Origin of the sequence: Neptuniibacter sp. QD57_21 (assembly GCF_047778075.1) — a bacterium.
Lineage (GTDB): Bacteria > Pseudomonadota > Gammaproteobacteria > Pseudomonadales > Balneatricaceae > Neptuniibacter.
Genome location: NZ_CP180549.1, coordinates 2,429,864 through 2,449,627, shown reverse-complemented (window position 1 = coordinate 2,449,627; position 19,764 = coordinate 2,429,864). Strand labels below are relative to the sequence as shown.

24 protein-coding genes are annotated in these 19,764 nt (G+C 41.8%); 8 read left to right on the top strand and 16 right to left on the bottom strand.

Annotated elements, in window-relative coordinates:
- Positions 1-4 precede the first annotated feature (4 nt).
- Positions 5-289, bottom strand: coding sequence for an ArsR/SmtB family transcription factor (locus ACMXYS_RS10985; RefSeq protein WP_415884646.1), 285 nt, complete (start codon positions 287-289; stop codon positions 5-7).
- Positions 290-611: 322 nt separating this feature from the next.
- On the opposite strand from ACMXYS_RS10985, the gene ACMXYS_RS10980 reads away from it, so the two are divergent.
- The 5 genes from ACMXYS_RS10980 to ACMXYS_RS10960 all read left to right on the top strand — a co-directional run bounded on the left by ACMXYS_RS10980 (position 612) and on the right by ACMXYS_RS10960 (position 6,191).
- Positions 612-3,215 carry an efflux RND transporter permease subunit gene (locus ACMXYS_RS10980; RefSeq protein WP_415896528.1) on the top strand — a complete coding sequence of 868 codons (2,604 nt, stop codon included), beginning with the start codon at positions 612-614 and terminating at the stop codon, positions 3,213-3,215.
- Positions 3,208-4,026 carry an outer membrane lipoprotein-sorting protein gene (locus ACMXYS_RS10975; RefSeq protein WP_415884003.1) on the top strand — a complete coding sequence of 273 codons (819 nt, stop codon included), beginning with the start codon at positions 3,208-3,210 and terminating at the stop codon, positions 4,024-4,026. The genes ACMXYS_RS10980 and ACMXYS_RS10975 overlap by 8 nt, the downstream gene beginning before the upstream one ends.
- On the top strand, positions 4,026-5,315 hold the full coding sequence (locus tag ACMXYS_RS10970; RefSeq protein WP_415896527.1) for a hypothetical protein: 1,290 nt from the start codon (positions 4,026-4,028) through the stop codon (positions 5,313-5,315). The genes ACMXYS_RS10975 and ACMXYS_RS10970 overlap by 1 nt, the downstream gene beginning before the upstream one ends.
- A 56-nt stretch (positions 5,316-5,371) precedes the next feature.
- The gene (locus tag ACMXYS_RS10965; RefSeq protein WP_415896526.1) at positions 5,372-5,719 is read left to right on the top strand and encodes a Fis family transcriptional regulator; all 348 of its coding nucleotides are present in this window, start codon (positions 5,372-5,374) and stop codon (positions 5,717-5,719) included.
- Between the two features lie 76 nt (positions 5,720-5,795).
- Positions 5,796-6,191: an NUDIX domain-containing protein gene (locus ACMXYS_RS10960; protein WP_415896525.1), complete on the top strand. Its 396-nt coding sequence runs from the start codon at positions 5,796-5,798 to the stop codon at positions 6,189-6,191.
- Positions 6,192-6,202: 11 nt separating this feature from the next.
- Here the strand turns inward: ACMXYS_RS10960 and ACMXYS_RS10955 are convergent, their stop codons facing one another.
- From ACMXYS_RS10955 to ACMXYS_RS10930, 6 genes are all read right to left on the bottom strand, one after another.
- The gene (locus tag ACMXYS_RS10955; protein WP_415896524.1) at positions 6,203-7,219 is read right to left on the bottom strand and encodes an ABC transporter substrate-binding protein; all 1,017 of its coding nucleotides are present in this window, start codon (positions 7,217-7,219) and stop codon (positions 6,203-6,205) included.
- A gap of 260 nt (positions 7,220-7,479) precedes the next feature.
- Positions 7,480-7,818 carry a zinc ribbon domain-containing protein YjdM gene (locus tag ACMXYS_RS10950; protein ID WP_415887586.1) on the bottom strand — a complete coding sequence of 113 codons (339 nt, stop codon included), beginning with the start codon at positions 7,816-7,818 and terminating at the stop codon, positions 7,480-7,482.
- Positions 7,819-7,936: 118 nt separating this feature from the next.
- Positions 7,937-8,401: an SRPBCC family protein gene (locus tag ACMXYS_RS10945; protein WP_415896523.1), complete on the bottom strand. Its 465-nt coding sequence runs from the start codon at positions 8,399-8,401 to the stop codon at positions 7,937-7,939.
- Between the two features lie 143 nt (positions 8,402-8,544).
- Complete coding sequence (locus ACMXYS_RS10940) at positions 8,545-9,033, bottom strand: hypothetical protein (protein ID WP_415896522.1); 489 nt, start codon at positions 9,031-9,033, stop codon at positions 8,545-8,547.
- 30 nt (positions 9,034-9,063) lie between these two features.
- The gene (locus ACMXYS_RS10935) at positions 9,064-11,136 is read right to left on the bottom strand and encodes a 4Fe-4S binding protein (RefSeq protein WP_415896521.1); all 2,073 of its coding nucleotides are present in this window, start codon (positions 11,134-11,136) and stop codon (positions 9,064-9,066) included.
- Between the two features lie 333 nt (positions 11,137-11,469).
- Complete coding sequence (locus tag ACMXYS_RS10930) at positions 11,470-12,411, bottom strand: winged helix-turn-helix domain-containing protein (RefSeq protein WP_415896520.1); 942 nt, start codon at positions 12,409-12,411, stop codon at positions 11,470-11,472.
- A 251-nt stretch (positions 12,412-12,662) separates the two neighbouring features.
- Between ACMXYS_RS10930 and ACMXYS_RS10925 the strand changes: the two genes are divergently transcribed.
- Positions 12,663-13,154, top strand: coding sequence for a hypothetical protein (locus tag ACMXYS_RS10925; RefSeq protein ID WP_415896519.1), 492 nt, complete (start codon positions 12,663-12,665; stop codon positions 13,152-13,154).
- Between the two features lie 50 nt (positions 13,155-13,204).
- On the opposite strand, the gene ACMXYS_RS10920 is transcribed toward ACMXYS_RS10925, so the two are convergent.
- The 8 genes from ACMXYS_RS10920 to ACMXYS_RS10885 all read right to left on the bottom strand — a co-directional run bounded on the left by ACMXYS_RS10920 (position 13,205) and on the right by ACMXYS_RS10885 (position 17,739).
- The gene (locus ACMXYS_RS10920; protein ID WP_415884013.1) at positions 13,205-13,588 is read right to left on the bottom strand and encodes a hypothetical protein; all 384 of its coding nucleotides are present in this window, start codon (positions 13,586-13,588) and stop codon (positions 13,205-13,207) included.
- A gap of 134 nt (positions 13,589-13,722) precedes the next feature.
- Positions 13,723-14,421, bottom strand: a complete 699-nt coding sequence (locus ACMXYS_RS10915; protein ID WP_415884014.1) for an esterase/lipase family protein — start codon at positions 14,419-14,421, stop codon at positions 13,723-13,725.
- Between the two features lie 30 nt (positions 14,422-14,451).
- Positions 14,452-14,748 (bottom strand): antibiotic biosynthesis monooxygenase family protein, encoded by a 297-nt coding sequence (locus ACMXYS_RS10910; protein WP_415896518.1) that lies wholly within the window; start codon positions 14,746-14,748, stop codon positions 14,452-14,454.
- A 54-nt stretch (positions 14,749-14,802) separates the two neighbouring features.
- Positions 14,803-15,102: a hypothetical protein gene (locus tag ACMXYS_RS10905; RefSeq protein ID WP_415884016.1), complete on the bottom strand. Its 300-nt coding sequence runs from the start codon at positions 15,100-15,102 to the stop codon at positions 14,803-14,805.
- A gap of 12 nt (positions 15,103-15,114) precedes the next feature.
- Complete coding sequence (locus tag ACMXYS_RS10900; RefSeq protein WP_415884017.1) at positions 15,115-15,456, bottom strand: hypothetical protein; 342 nt, start codon at positions 15,454-15,456, stop codon at positions 15,115-15,117.
- A gap of 59 nt (positions 15,457-15,515) precedes the next feature.
- Positions 15,516-15,821 (bottom strand): hypothetical protein, encoded by a 306-nt coding sequence (locus tag ACMXYS_RS10895; RefSeq protein ID WP_415896517.1) that lies wholly within the window; start codon positions 15,819-15,821, stop codon positions 15,516-15,518.
- Between the two features lie 46 nt (positions 15,822-15,867).
- The gene (locus ACMXYS_RS10890) at positions 15,868-17,148 is read right to left on the bottom strand and encodes a GGDEF domain-containing protein (protein ID WP_415896516.1); all 1,281 of its coding nucleotides are present in this window, start codon (positions 17,146-17,148) and stop codon (positions 15,868-15,870) included.
- Positions 17,149-17,325: 177 nt separating this feature from the next.
- Entirely contained in the window at positions 17,326-17,739 is a 414-nt protein-coding gene (locus ACMXYS_RS10885; RefSeq protein ID WP_415896515.1) for a DUF2892 domain-containing protein, read from the bottom strand.
- 211 nt (positions 17,740-17,950) lie between these two features.
- On the opposite strand from ACMXYS_RS10885, the gene ACMXYS_RS10880 reads away from it, so the two are divergent.
- Together ACMXYS_RS10880 and ACMXYS_RS10875 are read left to right on the top strand one after the other, a co-directional pair.
- Positions 17,951-18,883, top strand: a complete 933-nt coding sequence (locus ACMXYS_RS10880; RefSeq protein WP_415896514.1) for a universal stress protein — start codon at positions 17,951-17,953, stop codon at positions 18,881-18,883.
- The gene (locus tag ACMXYS_RS10875) at positions 18,880-19,143 is read left to right on the top strand and encodes a hypothetical protein (RefSeq protein WP_415896513.1); all 264 of its coding nucleotides are present in this window, start codon (positions 18,880-18,882) and stop codon (positions 19,141-19,143) included. Before ACMXYS_RS10880 ends, ACMXYS_RS10875 begins: the two co-directional genes overlap by 4 nt.
- 8 nt (positions 19,144-19,151) lie before the next feature.
- On the opposite strand, the gene ACMXYS_RS10870 is transcribed toward ACMXYS_RS10875, so the two are convergent.
- Complete coding sequence (locus ACMXYS_RS10870; RefSeq protein WP_415884022.1) at positions 19,152-19,652, bottom strand: MarR family winged helix-turn-helix transcriptional regulator; 501 nt, start codon at positions 19,650-19,652, stop codon at positions 19,152-19,154.
- Between the last annotated feature and the right edge of the window lie 112 nt (positions 19,653-19,764).

Below are 19,764 nucleotides of genomic sequence, written 5' to 3'. Positions count from 1 at the left end.
TATTTTAAAGAGAAGCACAGAACATCTCATGTAGGGTGTGAATAATCCGTTTCGCAGTATCCCCTTGTAGGGAATAATAGATGGTTTGTGATTCCCGACGGGTTTTCACTAGTCCATCTTTCCTTAGTACTGCCAGGTGCTGGGATAAAGCAGACTGGCTTAAATCTAGGCAATTATTCAGTTCAGTAACTGAAAGCTCCTTCCCATCCAGATAGCATAGGATGAGTAGTCGACTTTCATTGCCTAGCGCTTTCATTAATTTTGCAGCCTTGCCGGCATTGGTTCTCATAAGTTCCAATGTTTCCGGATCTAAGGTCGCGTTGTTGGTCTCGTTCAAGTTAACACTCCGAAGCGCTGTATTGTTTTTATCTATGGGCTCACAACGGATTAGTCTACGAACTCTTCGGTTCATTTGTTTGACTTAATCCAGACTTCATCCCCAATTTGCAGCTTCTGTCGATTTTTATATCAACTTATAGTTATGAATAGTGCATTTTTTATAACAGAGTGAATGATACCCCAGATCCACTTATATTCGCAATTTGACTATTATTTCTTTTATATATTAGTATTATCTAATATTTGTGGGTTTTGGTCGAATTGAGGGGAAAATGAGGGAAAAATCTAACTGGTTGGTCTTACCAATGCAAAGACCTAAGTTTGTTTTTGGGTTGATCTTAGCGCTTGTTTTTACAGCACTTTTACCGATTTCAAATATTAAAATTGATACAGACCCAGAGAACATGCTGCCTCACGACCAGGTTGATCGTATGTTTCATGATCAAGTGAAGCAGCGCTTTGGCTTACATGACATGATTGTAGTTGGGATTGTGAATACCCTACAGGAAAAGGGGGTATATAACCCTGAAACGCTATCGGTGTTGTATGATATTTCTACAGTTGTTGATTCCATGGATGGGGTGGTTCGCCAAGATTTATTGGCATTAAACACAGTTGATAACATTCGTCAGTCATTTGAACAGGACGGAGCCATCTTGTTTGAATGGATGATGAATACTTCTCCTTCAACTCAGCTTGAAGCAGATAAAATTCAAGCCGCTGTCGAACGTCTACCACTGTTACAAAATACTTTGGTATCGGCAGATACCAAAGCTGCTGCTATCTATATTCCGATCATTAATAAGTCAGAAAGTTATCGTTTAGCGGGCGAGATTCAAGCAGTAATTGATGAATTAAAACTGAAATATCCAGATTCGGGTAACGAATTTCATATTGCGGGTTTGCCTGTTGCTGAAGATACCTTTGGGGTTGAGATGTTTATTCAAATGGCAATCTCTGCACCTTTAGCTGGTTTAATGATTTTTGCCCTTATGTGGCTTTTCTTTCGCTCAATGTTGTTGATTACAGCGCCTATGCTGGTAGCCATGGCAACAGTTATTGTGACTATGGGCGCATTGATAGGGCAGGGTTATGCCGTACATATCATGAGCTCGATGATCCCTATCTTTTTGATGCCTATAGCTGTTGTAGATTCAGTGCATTTACTCTCTGAATTTTCTGATAGATATAAACCGGGGGAAGATCCAAAGCAGGCGTTAAAAGAGGTACTAGGCCATCTATTCACACCGATGCTGTACACATCGATCACATCTGCAGTGGGTTTCGCCTCTTTGGCGTTAACCCCGATTCCACCTGTACAAATTTTTGGTCTGCACGTTGCGTTTGGCATTATGTTGGCCTTTGTTCTGACCGTTTTCCTTGTTCCAGCATTTATTGTGAGTCTATCGCCACAGCGTTTACAGGCGCTTAAAGATCATTCGGTGAGAGAGGGTTCATCGGAAAAACTAAGTTGGCTACTGAGCGCTGTAGGGAGTTTCTCTACTAACCGCTCTAAGGGGATCCTGATTGTTTTTTCGCTTATATCAGCGCTATCGATTTATGGTGTAAGTACCATTCAAATTAACGATAACCCAGTGCGTTGGTTTAAAGAGGATCATCGCCTACGTATAGCAGACCGGGTTATGAACGCTCATTTTGCTGGGACTTATAATGCTTACCTTGTGCTGGAGAAACCGTCTGAACAATTAGGTGAGTCTTTTTGGAAGGAGCTAACAAGCCAGCCGTTGCCTGAGGCGGTATTGATGAAAATAATTCAGCTGCGAGCACAGACGCAGGCGTATTCACCGAGTAAACGTTTACAGGCGCTTGCCCTTGCATTCGATGATCTATCTTTTGATGACCCTGCTAATGAAGCCTTATGGCTTAGCTTGCTGGACAAGGTTGAAGTAGCTCAGCAAGAGGCAAAGTACTTTCTCTCACCTGAAGGTTTAGCGTATCTAGATCAGCTACAGAGTTACTTAGATCAATCTGAACTTGTGGGTAAAACTAACTCTCTAGGTACCTTACTTAAAACGGTTAATCGTGAATTACGAGGCGGGACTGATGAACAGTTTATATTGCCTTCTGACGCTTCTGCAGCCGCTCAAACGGTACTGAGCTTTCAATCTTCTCATCGCCCTGATGACCTTTGGCATATGGTTACACCTGAGTACGATGCCACTTTACTGTGGCTGCAGCTCAGAAGCGGTGATAACCAAGATATGAGTCAAGTAATTGAGCTGGTTGATCGATTTGTGTCTGAAAACCCTCTACCGCAAGGTGTTCAAATGAATTGGGCGGGGCTGACCTACATTAACGTCGTTTGGCAAGAACAGATGGTAAATGGCATGTTGAACAGTTTGATCAGCGCGTTCTTTATGGTGTTACTGATAATGGTGATTCTGTTCCGTTCAATTAAGATTGGTTTACTCGCCATGCTGCCCCTTACGGTCACCATCTTGGTTATCTATGGCCTGATCGGTTTTATTGGCAAGGACTATGACATGCCAATAGCTGTGCTATCGGCATTGACCTTAGGTCTATCTGTCGATTTCGCTATCCATTTTTTGGAGCGCTGCCGTGCTATCTATCGACGTACGGGCAACTGGCCAAAAACAGTTAATGAAGTTTATCAAGGGCCTGCTAGAGCGATTAGTCGCAATGCAATAGTGGTTGCAGTCGGTTTTACCCCCTTACTTTTTGCACCGTTAGTGCCTTACATCACAGTTGGATTTTTCTTGGCGTTAATCATGAGTATCTCTGCGATTGTCACAGTGATTTTACTGCCTGCCGTGATCCACTTTATTAGCAACAAAGCCTCACTTTTTGGTGAACCAAAGAGCAGCGTATCCACAGAGGAAAAGCAAAATGTATAAACCTAACTTTTTAAAAACAACGCTCTTTGGGGCTTTGGTAAGTGTGTTGGCGACTAATGTGAGCAACACGCTGGCCGCGGATTTAACGGATGCAAACGAGATTGTTGCCAAGGCAAATTTGACTGCATATTACGCCGGAGATGATGGACGATCTGAAGCGCGGATGTTAATAAAAGATAGTCAAGGGCGAGTGCAAAAACGGCAATTTACGATCTTAAGACGAGATCGAGAGGATGGCGGTAAGCAGGATTTTCTGGTTGTCTTTAGCCGTCCATCAGATGTGAGAAATACAGCGTTCTTAGTTGCTAAAACACCCGGTAAAGATGATGACCGTTGGTTATATCTTCCAGGGCTAGATTTGGTTAAACGTATCTCTGCTGGTGATAAACGAACTAGCTTTGTTGGCTCACATTTCTTTTATGAGGATGTATCTGGACGTGGTATCGAAGAAGATACCCATCAATTGATCGAAACAGGTGGAAGCTTCTATCAAATTAAAAGCACGCCTATAAAAGCTGCAGAGGTTGAGTTTAGTGGTTATTCCTCATGGATTAATAAACAAAATTATCTGCCGGAAAAAATTGAATATCTCGACGATAACGGCCAGCTTTATCGCCGTATTGAGGTAATCAAAAGCGATGTGATTCAAGGCAATATCACAGTAATCCAATCCAAGGCGATGGATCTGCGTAGTGGAGCTGAAACAATCATGGAGTTCCGTTATCAGAAATATGATCTGGGTATGGAGCAAGCTGTGTTTTCAGAACGTTCATTGCGTAAGCCGCCTCGCCAGTGGCTTCGGAGGCAGTGATGTTTCGGGCAAGCTTATTTCTATTAGGCCTTATAGCCGTTAGTTCTGCAGCACAATCTGATGATTGGGAGCAAAGTGATTGGGATGACGAGGCTAGCGAAACTACCCAGTGGCATGGATTTATCGAATTGGGTGCAGGTGGGCGATTCAGTAATGATCCTGTTTTAGATGAAGATGAAACCCTTGCTGAACTTCGAGGACGGGTAGAAACAGAACTCTTCTCGAACGATAACCGTTATAGCTTCAAAGCCGATCTTTACACTGATGGGGTGGAAGGAGCTACTCAATTTAATCTAAGGGAAGCATTGGCTGATCTACAACTTAGTGATTCGTTGGATCTGCGTTTAGGACATCAGGTATTAACCTGGGGAACGGGTGATTTGTTGTTCCTGAATGATCTATTTGCAAAGGATTGGCAGTCATTTTTTTCTGGGCGCGATGATGAATACTTAAAAGCGCCATCGACCAGCATCAAACTTGCTTACTATGGTAATAAAGCGAATTTAGATTTGGTGTGGACGCCTGTTTTTACTAATGATCAATTTATTAACGGTGAGCGTTATTCCTATTTCTCACCTTTGGTAGGCCAGCAGGTAGCCTCTCCTGAATATACGTTGGTTCCGGATTATCCCCAAGAAAGCTTTACAAACGGTGAATTCGCGGCGCGTTTCTATGGGAATGCGCAATGGGGAGCGAATAATACCGAATGGGCTTTATATGCCTATAGAGGCTTTTGGAAACAACCCAATGCACTTAATACCCAAGGTGATACCTATTTCTCGCCATTAAAAGCTGTTGGGGCAAGCTTAAGAGCCAATATCGGCAAGGGAATAGGGCACGGTGAAATTGCTTGGTATAAGGGTGAAGACGACCAAGGATCAAATCCGCTGCTACCCAATAACCAAGTTCGCTTTCTAGTCGGATATGAGCAGGAACTATTACCGAAATTTACAGTAGGGTTGCAGTATTATCTTGAACACACACAAGATTATGCCGCGCTGATTGCTAATGATGGCAACTCACCTTATCGACCAGATAAGAACCGCGAACTATGGACGCTGCGCCTAAATTATCGGGCTTTGCAGGATAATCTAACACTCAGTTGGTTTAGTTTTTATTCGCCAACAGACGATGACTACTATCATCGACCTTCGGCAAAATATCGTTTCAGTGATGAGTTACAACTGATCGTTGGCGCGAATCTTTTTGGCGGCCAAAAAGCACATACATTCTTCGGTCAGTTTGAAGATGCATCTAATCTTTATGCGAGGATCAGGTGGGGTTATTAATGCTAAATCAGTTATGATCATCTTTCCTAGAAGCTATTGTTATTTCGAAAAGCGAAATGAAAAAATCAGATAAAAAACTAGAAAAAACACTCCGTGAAACGCTGACCGACGTTTGTGATATTGCGCTAGAGTTAGTACCTGGCTTCTGCTGGATCACTCATAAAGTGGACTTTTCTCGTTACCCTGAATCCCTAAAGGTTGTTGCTGTCTTCGATGATGAATCACTTCTAACGCTTGCTATTAATGCCCATGAGGATCAGTTTTTAAAAAGTTTAATTACCGAAAAACTGGCTCAAGCGGGTGTAAAGCTCAATAAGCCCACCCAACAGATTATTTTTGATTCAGAAGAAGCCTGTGAAGAGGTTTGTGGCGGAGATTGGAACTTAAGGTTAAATCGCTATTAACCCTTCTTTCTCATTATTGCTAAACGAAAACCTGCATTTTCGCGTATGACCCCCGATTACTTGGTTGAAGCTTTCTATGTCTAGTCCTGTTGAATGCGTCTGTTTTGTTGTTGTATCGGGTAGCAAGGTTTTATTTGAGCGTCGCTATTACGAAGATTCTGTATCTACTCGCCGAATTAATATACCGGGCGGTCATATCGAGCACGGAGAATCCCAAGAGCAGGCTTTGTTTCGTGAGATTAAAGAAGAATTGGGTGTTATACCGTTATCTTATAGCTTTTTAGGTTCTCATAATTTTGAGTTAACAGCGAAGCAGTTGCTGCATTACTATTTGATCACTGAATGGAAAGGGGAATTGAAAGCGCAGGAGGGGCAACGCTTGCAATGGTTAGAACCTCGTACGGGGCTTGGGATAAATTCTGTGGATCAAAAGATCTTGGATGTAGCTGGCCTTTGGAAAGCACATACCTAATCATAAGTAGGTCAGGGAAGGTAAATTGCTTTATCTTGAAGGTGGGTGGGCAATTGGATATTCCATTTTTTTAATTGCGAGCGGCTGAAAACAAACTGACCTTGATTGCTGATAACCGGTTCAGATCTCTGATCTTCTTCATTTTGTAGTGTTCTTAACGCAATGGTTGCAGCAGCTTTACCCTGAGAATAACCGTCTAACACGAGTCCACCAATCGCCATATCCTTTCCTACTGAAAATTCCCAAAATGCAAAAATGGGGAGCATGGAGTTTTTTGAAGTCCATTTAATGATGTTTTTAGAGGGTACATGAACCCCCTTAGCATCGGTAATTGTGTGATATAGACCGAGAATAATGGCATCGAATTTTTGATCTGAAGCTTGCAGAATAGCTTCCTGCCATTGATTTTGTTCAGCGATAAATTTTACATGGACTGTTGCTGACCCAATTCGCAGTTTATTTTTGTCCTGAAAGACCTCTTTAGCAATCGTTTTTGAGGTGGTGCCGGTATCGAAAAGAATTAAAACCTTTTCCATCGGTTTTTCTGTCATTTCTTGTAAGTACATAACCGAGCGCTTCATCAGAGGGCGCTCTAGAACCCCAGATATGTGTTTAGGCAGGAAGGTATATTCAAAATAGTTACGGGGATTATTATTAATACCTAAATAGACAACAGGCGTCTGTTTTCTAGCAAACTTAGGTCCCAAAAATTTTAATGCATTGTCATCGCCTAGAATAACTAAGTCTGGCTCACTCTTTAGATATCTGTCCCATGCTGCTTCAGCCTGTTTAGGGTGTAGATTTGGAGGTAGCCGCTTGGTATCCATTTCAAAGAATTTTATGGTGGCGTAATCTTGAAGCGTATCTTGGATAGCGCGGCGATAGTCTGCATCCCACTTAAATGATGCGTGATAGCTCTCAATCACAAGCACCTGTTTTTTTCCGTCAGCGAAAGTTTGCGAAGAGGAAAGTGAAAATAGCAGGAGCATAGTGCAGAGCAAATAAGACAACTTAATTATTACTGCCAAATCAATGTCTTCCTTAATCGTTGCTAGCAAGTATACGAAGTATAGGAGTGATTATGATGCAGTGCTTGAATGTAAGGGTAATAGCAGGAAGGTAACATCAAGCTTTTGGTATTAACCTCGGTAAAAAATACCGGTTAGATGATGCTTAGATAAGATTGAGAAATCAATGTTTCTCTTAGTTATGGTTTCTCTTGGAGGAAGTGTGGGGCTATGTACTTAATACTGGTAGGCAATGCCTACCAGTATTAACAAAGAATGAGTTAAGCGCGTTTGACAAACTTAGCAGTTACCATCATATCGCCTGCACCATCCACTTTGCAGTCAAGCTCGTGATCTTTACCTTCAACGATACGCTTGATCACTGCTTTTGTTCCGATCTTTAAGACTATGGAGCTGCCTTTAACCTTAAGGTCTTTGATTAAAGTTACCTTATCGCCATCAGCGAGTTGCGTGCCATTGGAATCTTTAACAACAAAGACGTCCTCTTCAGCATCCGCTTCAGCAGGGTTCCATTCATGAGCGCATTCAGGGCAGATCAATAGCTCTTGATCTTGGTAAACAAATTCAGAATTACACTCAGGGCAAGGTGGTAAAGACATACTTTCTACTTCTTTAAATTAGTTGAGTGTGAATGGTAATAGTTATAAGAAAACTAAGCGAGTGATTTACACAGCCGAGATTACGATAGTGGCTAGTTAATTGAGATGGATCGCACTTTTAGTTTACTTTTTCAGAAGGTAGGTTCTGACAATAAGTGGCTAAACCATTAAGTCTGGCTTTAACCTTCGAACCAAAATACCAACTTAATAGTTTGTCTGTTATCCAAGGCAACGCCCACTTTTTTGACTTTAACGAATACTTAAATGTGACTCGGGTTGCGTTATCAGGTAATGATTTTAATAGCCAGCTACCTGCAAAAGTGTCGAGAATAACAGGGCCTTTAATCATTCTAATAGCGGCAACATGGGGTGGTTTAACTTGGACAAACTCAACCACCATCTCCAAACCACTTTTCGCTACAACCTTCACTTGGGTACCTATCGCTATTTCAGTAGCGCCATCCATCATTTCAATATGCTCAGGAAAAGGATCCCATTCATAACGGACATGGTAGTCTTGCGTTATCGCGTATACCTCATCAATGGGTTTGGCTATGTTGATGGAGTAGGTTATTGAGGGCATGGCTTCTCGCTTAGGGAGAAAAATTCAGTGGTACTACATAGTTACATACATTTATTGGATTGAGAATGGCGACACCTTGTATAGATTTTAAGTGTCGCTCCGGGGAGTCTTTAAGCTAGTTAGAAATGTAAGCTCAAATATACTTAGCTGTGGTCGGGTTTCCGTAAAGGATAGTTTATCTGAGCAATAATGGCGTCCAATGAGCGCCCTCCTTGACCTTCTAGTTCCAGATCTAACCAAGTTAGAATTGCGGTTTCATGCTCCACCATGGACAGTAGAATTTCTCGATCCTGATCAGGCCCCAGCTCTGCTATCTCTTTAAATCTTTTAAGGTATTGCATGACCATTGGCTTAAAAGTGGCAATAAACTGCTCCCAGCTACTTTGTAGATATAGTTCTACGAAACCTAGTATTTGGGCTTCGTCAATTTCTTCGTACAGATCGATATGGTAACGGTACAAAAAAGGTCTGAGACGTGCCTTAGTTTCTGTTTCTAGTTGCAATAAAGTGCCAAATTTATATTTATCGGTGGAGCTTTTAGCCACCTCGTATAGAGCTAGTGATGCAGCTTCACCGAAAACTTCGCTGTCTAATAATTCCCTCAGGCACTGCGGATATAGATTGGTATTCATTGCATGCTCCTTAATCATGGAACGGTTAATTTATTCACACGTGGCTATTAATTTGTGGTTATGTGGTCGGGTTTTGAGCTTTCGACCTTGACGTTTTTCGACGATAAGCGGTACACAGAGATTGTCGTTTTCGTAGATAACGACGCAATCTAAGCACTGGAAGCATTCGTCGTAGTCGATCTGGCCAGTTTGTTCGATTGATCTGTACTCGCAGCGCTGCTTGCATAGCTGGCATGGGCTACCGCATTCATCACGTCTTGGTAGCCAATTGAGTAAACGTAGTTTTCCAAGTATCGCCATAGCGGCACCTAAAGGGCAGACATAACGGCAGTAGCCTTTATAGACAAACACACTGAGCGCAACTAAGAGCAGAGCCCAAATGACAAAGGGCCAAGAACGAACAAAGAAAAAGGTAATGCTGGTTTTAAACGGTTCAATCTCTACTAGACGGTCTGTCCAGATCGGAGAGGTAAAAGCGCAGGTAAGTATCAGAAGTAGCACAACATACTTCAGCTTTTTTAAGTGCTTATCCCATTGGCTTGATGGTTCAAATTGTCTGATGTTTAAAGATGTCAGTAATTTTGTAGATAATTCTTGAAGTGCGCCAAAAGGGCACAACCATCCGCAAAATGTACCGCGCCCCCAAATAAAGAATGTAATAAAGACACAGCCCCAAAGGAGGGTTGTCATAGGATCGTAAAGGAAGAAGTTTAAGTTACCGCCAGCCATCAGTGCTTGAATGGCACCCGTAATGTTTACAATTGATAGTTGCCCTTGTGCATACCAGCCGATAAAAAATAGGGTGAATAGCAGATAACAAATTCGGAAATAGGCGAAGAATTTTTTATGTTTAGTGACATGCGCCTGTTTAATTAAGACGATAAATAGAACAACTAAACCCAGTGATAGGATGATTATCTCTCCAAGTCGATCCTCCCAAATCGGTTGCCATGTTTTACCGTTGATATCGGGTTCATAAAAGTAATCATCAGGCACGCTGTATTTGAATTTAAGCTCTTTAGTTGTGCTAGGAAGGTAGGAGATTGATTGTCCTCGGGTGACACCTAAATCGAACTCTAAGGGTAAGGAAATATCGATTCCTGATGTATCGATAACTCTATATACCATCCAGTCTGCTTGGCTTAGAGGCTCAGGTAATTTGATTTTGTAATCGGGTTGAATCAGATCTAGGCGGTCGTCAAAATCAAGATCACGCATCTCTATTGGCAAGCCCTGTTGCCTTAAAAGTAAGCGATCAGAAATCCCTGCACGTAGTGTATTCTCGTGCATGAAGGAATAGCGCCCATTACTGACTACCAATAGAGCATGGTCGCCAGCCTCTAAGTTTTCTTGTAAAAATTCCCAAGATTCTGGGGTTAATAGGTTTCTTCCTAAAGTTGGGATAGCGAGATCCATTACGTAAAGCTCGACAAAATTGCCTTTCGGTTGCTTAAGAGCAATCGGGTCTCGTCCTTCTGCTTGAGTGCCTGCAAAAAGGGCTTCGGCTTCAGCGTTGGTATATAGGATTTTGTTTATCAGGCCGCTATCGATTAGCTCGGACCAGCCTTTTACTTCAAAGATATCGCGGTCTATTTTGGCAATTAGGTCTGGATCTTTACTGCCACCAAAACCTAATTTGGCTCTGGCAATTTTGATTGCTGAAGAAAGAAGGGTTTGATTTAAAATTCGAATGGATGCAGTAGCGCCGGTCACGCCATCAAGATAGATATTTTTACTGTCGTTTGGCTTCTTTTGTCCCTGCTTATCGCTGAATTTAATATTCTGCATCAGAGATAACCCTTTATATTGATCAACAAAATCAAACATGGGTTGTTCGCCAATACCGGCTACAAACATCGGTTCTCGGTGGAATAGAACGCGCACATCGACAAACGAGCCCTCACTGTCGAGGACAACGAGTAAGTTGTAAGGCACACCCATAAATCCAGGGATAGAAGAGAAGTCGATCGATTCGTAAATGTAACCTACTTGATTTAGTCCAGTGACTTCCTCTTTAAACAGCGGCCAGACATCAATAGTGTTGTCTTTCTCTCCAACAACAAATGGGGAGGGGTAGAGCTTACGCAATTTTTCCTGCGTCATGATGCTTTCCACTTTTGTGGGAGTATCGCTGACAGAACTAGCGCTAAATCCTAATGAAGGAACGATGAGTAGTAAGAACGAGAGCAGCCAAGAATAGCTATTTAGCTTCCACATACGTAAACCTTTTCAAGCAATAAGGCATCTAGGTTCAGCTGCAAAAGCTGATCAGTGATCGGGATCACTGATGAGATTTTAGAGGGACGCTATAGCCTTTGATTTATCGTGCCGACGATGAAGTCAGCACGATTTTTTACAGGCTATTTAAGTTTTTTAAGTGGAGTAAAGTGTCAGATTTTTAAAAGAAATTTAAAAAAATAATGAAAAATCAATAAATTAGAAGGACTCTTTAGGAAAACGATACCCTTGGCCATGTACGGTTTCGATGACTGGTTTATATTGGCGCTTAGGGTCTAGTTTCTTTCTGAGAGTCACAATATGTTGTTCTAGGGATCGGCTACTCGGTACAAAATCGCGTCCCCAACCTGCGTTATAAAGCTTGTCTTTGCTAACCACTTCATCCGGGTGTTGGAATAAGCAAGTCAGAAGTTTTAAATCTCTTACAGAAATCTGTTCACTATAATCGCCACGGGTAATACACATACGACGTGGGTCGATCTTCATATCTCCCATCTCGAAAATATCATCCGTGTCATGACTTGTAGCTGTGCTCTCTTTATTTTTTCGTTGGAAGAAAATATAGACGGTGCTGCACAATAAGATGGTTAGCAAGATTAAAATAAGGCCATAAAAGTTATTGTCATTTTGGGAAGCTACTAATTGTTTGTTTTCTGCTAGTAACCCGGTAACTAATTGATCTTTTTGGATGCCAAGAGCAGCTGCAAGATCTGCTGTCTTAAGCAATAAACAGACTGAAATCCCTTCGCTTTGACAAAAGAATAAAGCATCCACGTTGATGTCATATGCTTCCCAAGCAGTTGGGGTAGCTGTCTGCAATAACGCTTCTAAGCGGGGATAGTTGTTCGTCACTATGTAATCGTTAAGGTGAGTACTGGATTGGGTATCTGGGAAAATCAGCTCGTGATTAGCGTCCCAGACTGCAATGGTTTCTATTAGATGAGTCGAAGCTTGTTTAATCCGCAGGCTAGTTTGATTGTTTTCGTTTATATCATCACTAATCCAAGCCAGTTCGCCCTTTAAAAATGATTCTGTTTGTTGTCGGATATCGTTCGGTTGCGTAATAGCAAAAGAAGCAAAGCTGACAAGTAAACTTGTAATGGCCAAAGCAGCGGATAAAGCGAGCTGATGAAATTTCATAAGAGGGCTTAAAGTTATAGTGACTCTATATATGTCGTTAATAGTAAAGAATATTCGTTGAGCATTAAATCTGAATTTAGAAAGTTATGCCTGTAAAAAGGGGGCAATAGCTTGCCGAAAAGCGGCAGGCTTTGCGCTTAAATTCCAAGTTTTGCTCGGTAGAGCATAAGCGTAGAACTAAGTTGATCTAGGCTACAGCGCTGATTCTAAGCATCTATAGTTGAGAAAGCTTAAGATATTTATTGGTTGGCATGCTAGTTGCTTTGATGTTTTTAATATACATTTTATTTGGTAGGGAAATCATTATGCAAGTCAACCAAACTTCTCACGCAGCTCAGGTTTATCAAACTCAAAGTAAAGGATCTGTTAATACGACGCATGGCGCTGGCAATAGTGTTAAAGCTTCGAGTGGCGATGTGCATCTGAGTAAAGAAGCGCGTAATGCACAAAGCGCTTTGAATGGCATTGCAAACAGATATGATGTCACTAATATTTCTACACGCGAACGCGGCGCTATGGTGAGTGACCTACAAGAAAAGGGACTTCTTTCTAATGAAGATGCAATGAGAATGGCTGCGCCTTTTAGTATGAATGAGAACATGGACACCAAAAGGGATTGGTTACAAATCAGCAAAGACGCTCTAGCCTTTGCAGAGCAAAATGGTCAGTCGCCAAAAGAGCTGGAATCTATAAAAAGAAATGTTTCGATCTTAGAGCAGCTTTTTGAACTGAGAGATAAATAGCGATTATCTATCTGAAATGACAAAGGAGAGCTAGGCTCTCCTATAGTAGATTAATCCCCGCCGCCACTGGAGTCACCACCACAACTTCCGCTGTCTCTATTATTGCATCTGCTATCCGAATCGGATGAGAAAAAATCAATATCTATGCCCCATCCATCGTCATCACCATCGTTGTTACGCGAAGATCGATTACGATTAAAGGTGGCTAAAAATACACCCACAGCAAGGCAGAACAACACTTCAGGGGTAAAGCTATTGTGATAACCATATGCGGCTGAGGCAGCAATTATTATTACGCCTAGACTTCGTAAGCAGAAAAATAGCTTGCCGGCGAGGAGCCCACCGATGAAAAAAATAACACAGCCTAAAACGATACCGTCTGTGTAAAGTGCGTATAAACCAACGGCTGCTAGTAGATATCCAATCATGCTCATATAGGTAATGTCCTTATCATAACAGTAAGGGAGAACTCTGCCTTACGAGCAGAGCCGCCACTTCTCAAATCGTATCAACAAATATAGGTGTGCCGAATTTAGGGTATAAGATGTAACTTGGCCTTGTTGGCTAATCAAAGGTTTTTACTCTGATCAAAGTTACCGTTCTTTAAATAGTTCACCACTTGAGCGATTACTTTCTTGTTTTTCATCATAAAAGGGTGAGTAACTGGCATTGCGATATGATCGTTCATACCTTCGAGTTTTGTATTCTCGATTGAGACCTTGCCATCATCGGTGCTTGGGATCAGTGTGGACAATATCAAATTGATACTACGGGTACCGGCTATAATCCCTACGTCAAAGTTCGCTTTGCCGAGAGTATTTGGAACGCTTAGCTCTCCAGTACCTAGCTGTAGGCCTGCATCACCATTGATAAAGTGGAAGCCGGGAACTTCGCCAAGCTTATCGACAATTTCACTTCCTCTATTTGGTGGCCCAAGCATAACTACTCTGTTTAAATTATTTATTTCATGAGCTCTTAGGTATTGGCGAACTAAGATCCCACCAAGGGAATGAGTTACAAAATTCACCTTCATGCTCTTAGGGCACTGATCTAGTGCGGGCTTTATTGCTAATTCGGCAAGCTGTTCTATTGGATAATCTCTGGAAGGGTAGTCGATGTTAATCGTTAGAAAACCTTCTTTGATCAAAGACTCTTCTAACGTTTCCATCGAGCTTGAAGAGCGGGCGAGGCCATGAATTAGAATCACGCAAGAGGCTTGAGTGCTGATGGAAAAAGCGAGTAAGAAAAATGCCAATAGTCCTTTCATATTGATTAGTCCATATCATCCTTAATTGGTCTAGCGGGTATAGTCTTCTATCTCTTCGTATGCATCTGCAGATATTCGTTTGCCTAGTGTTCGCATTTTCTGCATCTGTTCTGGGTTTTCATTTCCCCAAAAATTCTTCCAGGATTCAAGGGAGTCCCACTTTGCGATGGTGATCACTTCGTTTTCATTTTCAACGGACTTCAGCATAAAACTACCAAGGGCACCGTTAACAGTTTCATGAATATGATTGGTTGTATTGGTCCAGATCGCTTTAAACTCTTCAAAGTTCTCTGCTGGAACCTGCCATCGATAAACAACTCTTACCATTTCAATCTCCGATCTCTTATCGTCTTACTACCAGTTGTGGATTAGCTCTAAGAGTTAAAACGTATCTTCGTGACCTTCTAACTCTGGCTCATCGTATATATAAAGTTCGTAGTGTTCGCGTAGTTTTGAAATGACTTTGTGTACCAACAAACCGTTTAAACTATCGGACTTAATTTGAAAGCGCATGCTGGTGAAGGTATCTAGAGCGACCTTTTCTTCACCCTCATAGATCCAAATCCAAGCATCACCTTGTACACCTGACTCTACATTCGAGAATGTCTGCTGCACAAGTTGGAGCAGCTTGGGATAGATATCGTAGTAGCTAACATCGGATGCTATTTCTGCAAAGATCATAGCTATTTCTTCCTAAATCAATATATTTGAAGCGATTGATTCATAAAATTTAATAGCCGCAGCACTTAAAATTAAAGCAACACACGCAAGTTTTAGTGCATTCCAAGGGCCTGTGCCTAACAATACTCCAAGAGTGATGCCTAATGTAACTAGAGCCGCAAAGAACCCAATAAAACCGCCATCAACAGCGTCATAAACGAATAAAGCTAGTGCTGGGCCTAGTAATGCTGCAATCAAACAGAGGAAAAAGTTGGTGCGCGAAGCATCAAACCATGAGGCCGCGATTTTCAACGGTAAAACAATCGTTGCACTGATAACGGCTAAAAAGTGTAGAGTGAGAGCTGGTACTTCCATGTGAAAATCCTTTTAAATGTAATCCGTTTTTATAATTTGAATCGTACTAGCGATTCTAATTACTCACTAGCATACAGTTGTATGGCTGATTCAGCTATGGAACTTGTAATCAAGTAGGTGAGTAAGAATACTAAGATAGGAAATACCAAAGCAAAAACAGCTTTAAACTCAATAAACTGATGATTAACTGCTTTGGTGAATTCGCCATCATATAACTTCTCCTCTTCACTGCCTTGTGATTGCTTAAGCTGATCTTTGAATCGTTTGTAGTTGCTAAAGCACTCACGAAACATATGAATACCCATAGGTATCGAAATCAAAAGCCCAAACGCTAGTCCAATTATCTGAGGCAAGCTTTCTATCATCGTTATTCCTTTAACCGTTTAATCAGCGTTAGTTGATTAAATACTCTTAAGCATAATCCTTCCGATGCCCGCGCTTCTGAGTCTTAGGCTTCGGCTTGTAATGAACCGCTGTAGAGCAGTTTCGGCCATTACGTTTTGATTCGTATAGGGCTTCGTCGGACTTTTTCATGACCGCCATTGGATCAGGAATTTCAGGTGTTTTTTCACAGAAGCCTATGCTGATAGTGACACTGACTATTTCAGTTTCCGGTGCATTTTTGCGCATCTTTTGACCCTGCTCGTTATCGTCTGGGCGGTCTTGATTACGGATATGCATAGGGTAATTGGCGATAGTTTCACGCAATTGTTCTATGTAAGGCAGGGCTTCAGCTTCGCTTTTACCTGGGAATACAAGAGTGAATTCTTCACCACCATAGCGGTAGGCTTTACCGCCACCGCTGACTTGGTTGAGTTTGGCTGCAACCATTTTCAAAACTTGGTCGCCGACATCATGGCCGTAGGTGTCGTTAAACTTTTTAAAGTGGTCGATATCACACATTGCCAGGGTGTACTTTTTACCTAGCGTTGAAAACTTATCTAGTAATGCTCTACGGGCAGGAATACAGGTAAGTTCATCAATAAAGGCCATTTGATAAGAGTTTTGAACCACCGAAATAGCCAGTGCAATCATGCTGGCCGAAATAAATAGCGCAGAGATCATCGGCTGATGGAACCAACTCAGCATGATCAGGGCAGATAATAAACTCGCCAGCAAAGCGGCATCTGTATAGGTCTTCCTAAACACAAACGAGAGCATAATTGGAACAAGGCCAAGGCCAAATGCCAGTGCAGCAGCTTGGCTTAGGTAATACTCGTGCAACAGCATTTCTAACATCATCATTGGTAGGTTCGCTAGGTAGAGCCCTAGAGAGCCATTGGACCATATTAGATATAAAACCCCGTAACTAATCAGGATGACAGACAGCCGGATGATGCCAACAGGAGTAAATAAACCTCGCTCTTTATACAGCGCAATGCAGCCAAGATGGAAAGGGAGCATTATCGATATATAGCTAAAAAGTACAAAGGCATCGGGTTGATTCAAACTGGTTTGAAGACCATTCTGAATCAACCAATAGGCCCCACAAAGATTTACCGCGGCAAATAAAATGCGACTACGGTTAAACCCATAACCTAACAGTGCAACGATGATCGCCAGAGGATAGGGAGTTAGAGTGAGAATCTGTTGGTATTCCTCACTCAATTGAGCAGTAATAGGCAATAACAGGCCTGCTGCACACAGCAGAATAAAAGAGGGCAGTATTAAACCGGCAGATCGCAATAGCATGTATATCTATAAAATTCTGAAGCTAAATAAGATGCGTTATTGTATCTGCATCACAATTAAAAATATTGTTTTTAGACAACAAAATGAAGGAAGTTAAGCAAGCCGGATATATTCCGGCTTGTTTTTGTGGCCTAGCACAAGGAGTGGGGAAACCAGGCCGATAGGAAGCGGATTAAATTAGTTCGCTTGGGTGCTTTTGAAACCAAGAAGTTTCGCAACCATCATCGCTGGGCACCAGCCCGTAAGCGCAGATTGGGTTAGGCTTACACCTACGATAGCCGTTACGATTAATAACGCTTGAGGAGCTTGTAAAAACAATACAGGCCCCACTGTGAACATCACAACACAACCAGCGATAATGTGAAGGCCTTGATTGATGGTCATACCTTCGCAATTACAACTCTCCGCTTTTAATCCCAACTTCTGAAAAATAAATACAGCAGGGCACCAGCCGGTAAAAGCAGATTGGAATAGGTTAAGGCCAACAAAACCGGTTAGGTAATACCAATAGGCATTCATGTAATAACCTAAAACTAAGCTAGCTAATATGACACTGCCAGCCATCAGACGAAGCGCGGCGTTAAGAGACATGATGATTCCTTTAAGTAGAGAGTCGTTGGAAATATTATATATAAGTTGTATCTAATATAAAGATCGGGCTTAGTCCAAGTTTTTATAATTAAATGTAGTGAAAGCGTACTTTGTTATAAGGGGCTTACAAACGAACTGGAAAACCTTCAATTTAGGATCCAGACTGGAGATATAGAGAGAGGAATATCAACCACTTGCTGGTGAGGAAGAGATGGATAGGTTACTGGTCAATATCGATTTTAAACACGATAACTCCAGCCTTATAGAGAAAGCAGTAAATCTAGCGGAACAACATTCTGCTTTTCTCGAGCTGTTTAGTTGCTGTTATAACCGCTCGATCAAACATAGCCACATGTTTGATGCTAAACAAGAATTAAAAGCCGAACATGCCTACGTTAAACAAACCGAAGCCAAGCTTGAAGAGCTCTGCTTAAATATCGAAGCTTTAGGTATAAAGACGGGTTTTGATGCTAGCTGGAATCGTCATACTGGTGAAGGAATTGTTCGTAAGGCTCTACGTTTTCAACCGGACTTAGTGCTTCATTCAATTCAGCCGCATACTCGATTGGGCCATTATTTATTTGCCCCTGTCGATTGGCAGCTTGCACGTAAATGTCCTGTCCCCGTTCTGTTTGTGAAACAAAGGCCATGGGGTGACCATACCCGCGTTGTAACCTGCATAGATCCTCTACATAAAGGTGATGAGAAAGGTGTCTTAGATCGGGAACTGATACAGCGAACCCGTGAAATTATGGACGACGGCCACAACGAACTAAGAGTTTTACACTGTTATAACACCTTACCCCAAGAAGTGATTTTTGATGAGCATGTAGTCACAGACTACGAAGCGCTGCAGGAGCGTGTAGAGCGAAGTCACCTTAGCTCTTGTGATGAATTACTTGAAGAATATGGTTTGAGTATCGAATCGGATATGGTCGATATCATCAAAGGTGAAGCGGATCTGACCATTAGTAACTATGCTAAACATAATAAAATTGATGTGGTTGTGATGGGTGGCGTAGCACGTACCATTCTGGATCGATTATTAGTCGGCAGCACAACAGAACATGTCGTTGATCATGTCGATTGCGATGTGATGATCGTTAAGCATCCGGATTTTGTTTGCCCTGTACCAGAATCATGAGGGTATTTATCGGTGTTATTCTGCCTTCAGCATTTCAGGCTTTAGTGATTTTTATCATAGCTTCAATGAACCAAGGCAATGGCTCTTGGGCAGGTTTGGCTGCGTTTTTGGTAGGTATGTTCGCTATCCCTATTACCTTGTTAATGAACGGGCTCTACGTGTGGAAGAACCCGCAACATAATTTACTTCAGGTGATGGGTAAGTGCTTTACTTTAGCGGTGATCGCGCCATTTTTATGTATTTTGACCCTTTTTTTATAGATTTTAGCTTATTGTTCTAGCACTTCTAGTAAGCGCTTTAAGCTTTTATCCATCTGAATTTTCTCCTCTTCAGAGAAGGCGCTCATTAATCGATCAAGGTTATCAACGTGGGCACTAACTGCTTCGTTAATCAGTTCTAAACCCTCATCGGTTAATTTTACCAACATGCTGCGCGCATCTTCGGGATTATTGCAGCGGCTGATTAACCCTCTTTTTTCCAATCCTTTGAGACGATGGGTCATCGTGCCAGAGGTCACCATTAGGGTAGAAAATAGGGCAGTAGGTGCTAAGCAATAGGGTGAACCAGATCGACAAAGCGTCGCCAGAACATCGAACTCCCAATAGTTAAGTCCATATTCTAAAAAGGTTTTTTCTAACCTTTGTTGCACTAATGCTGAGCTTCGTTTGATACGTCCCGTCACGGACATCAGCTCAGAATTAAGCTCCGGTCTTTCTGCTTTCCACTGCGAAACAATCTTATCTACAGCATCCGCTGATTTATCTGTCATCTGTTACACCTGAAAATTTATCTTGATATCAAGATAGTTTGCTGTCATTGTTTAATTATATCTTGAAATCAAGATAAGTTCTTCATCGATACAAAATAACCAAGGTGACGAG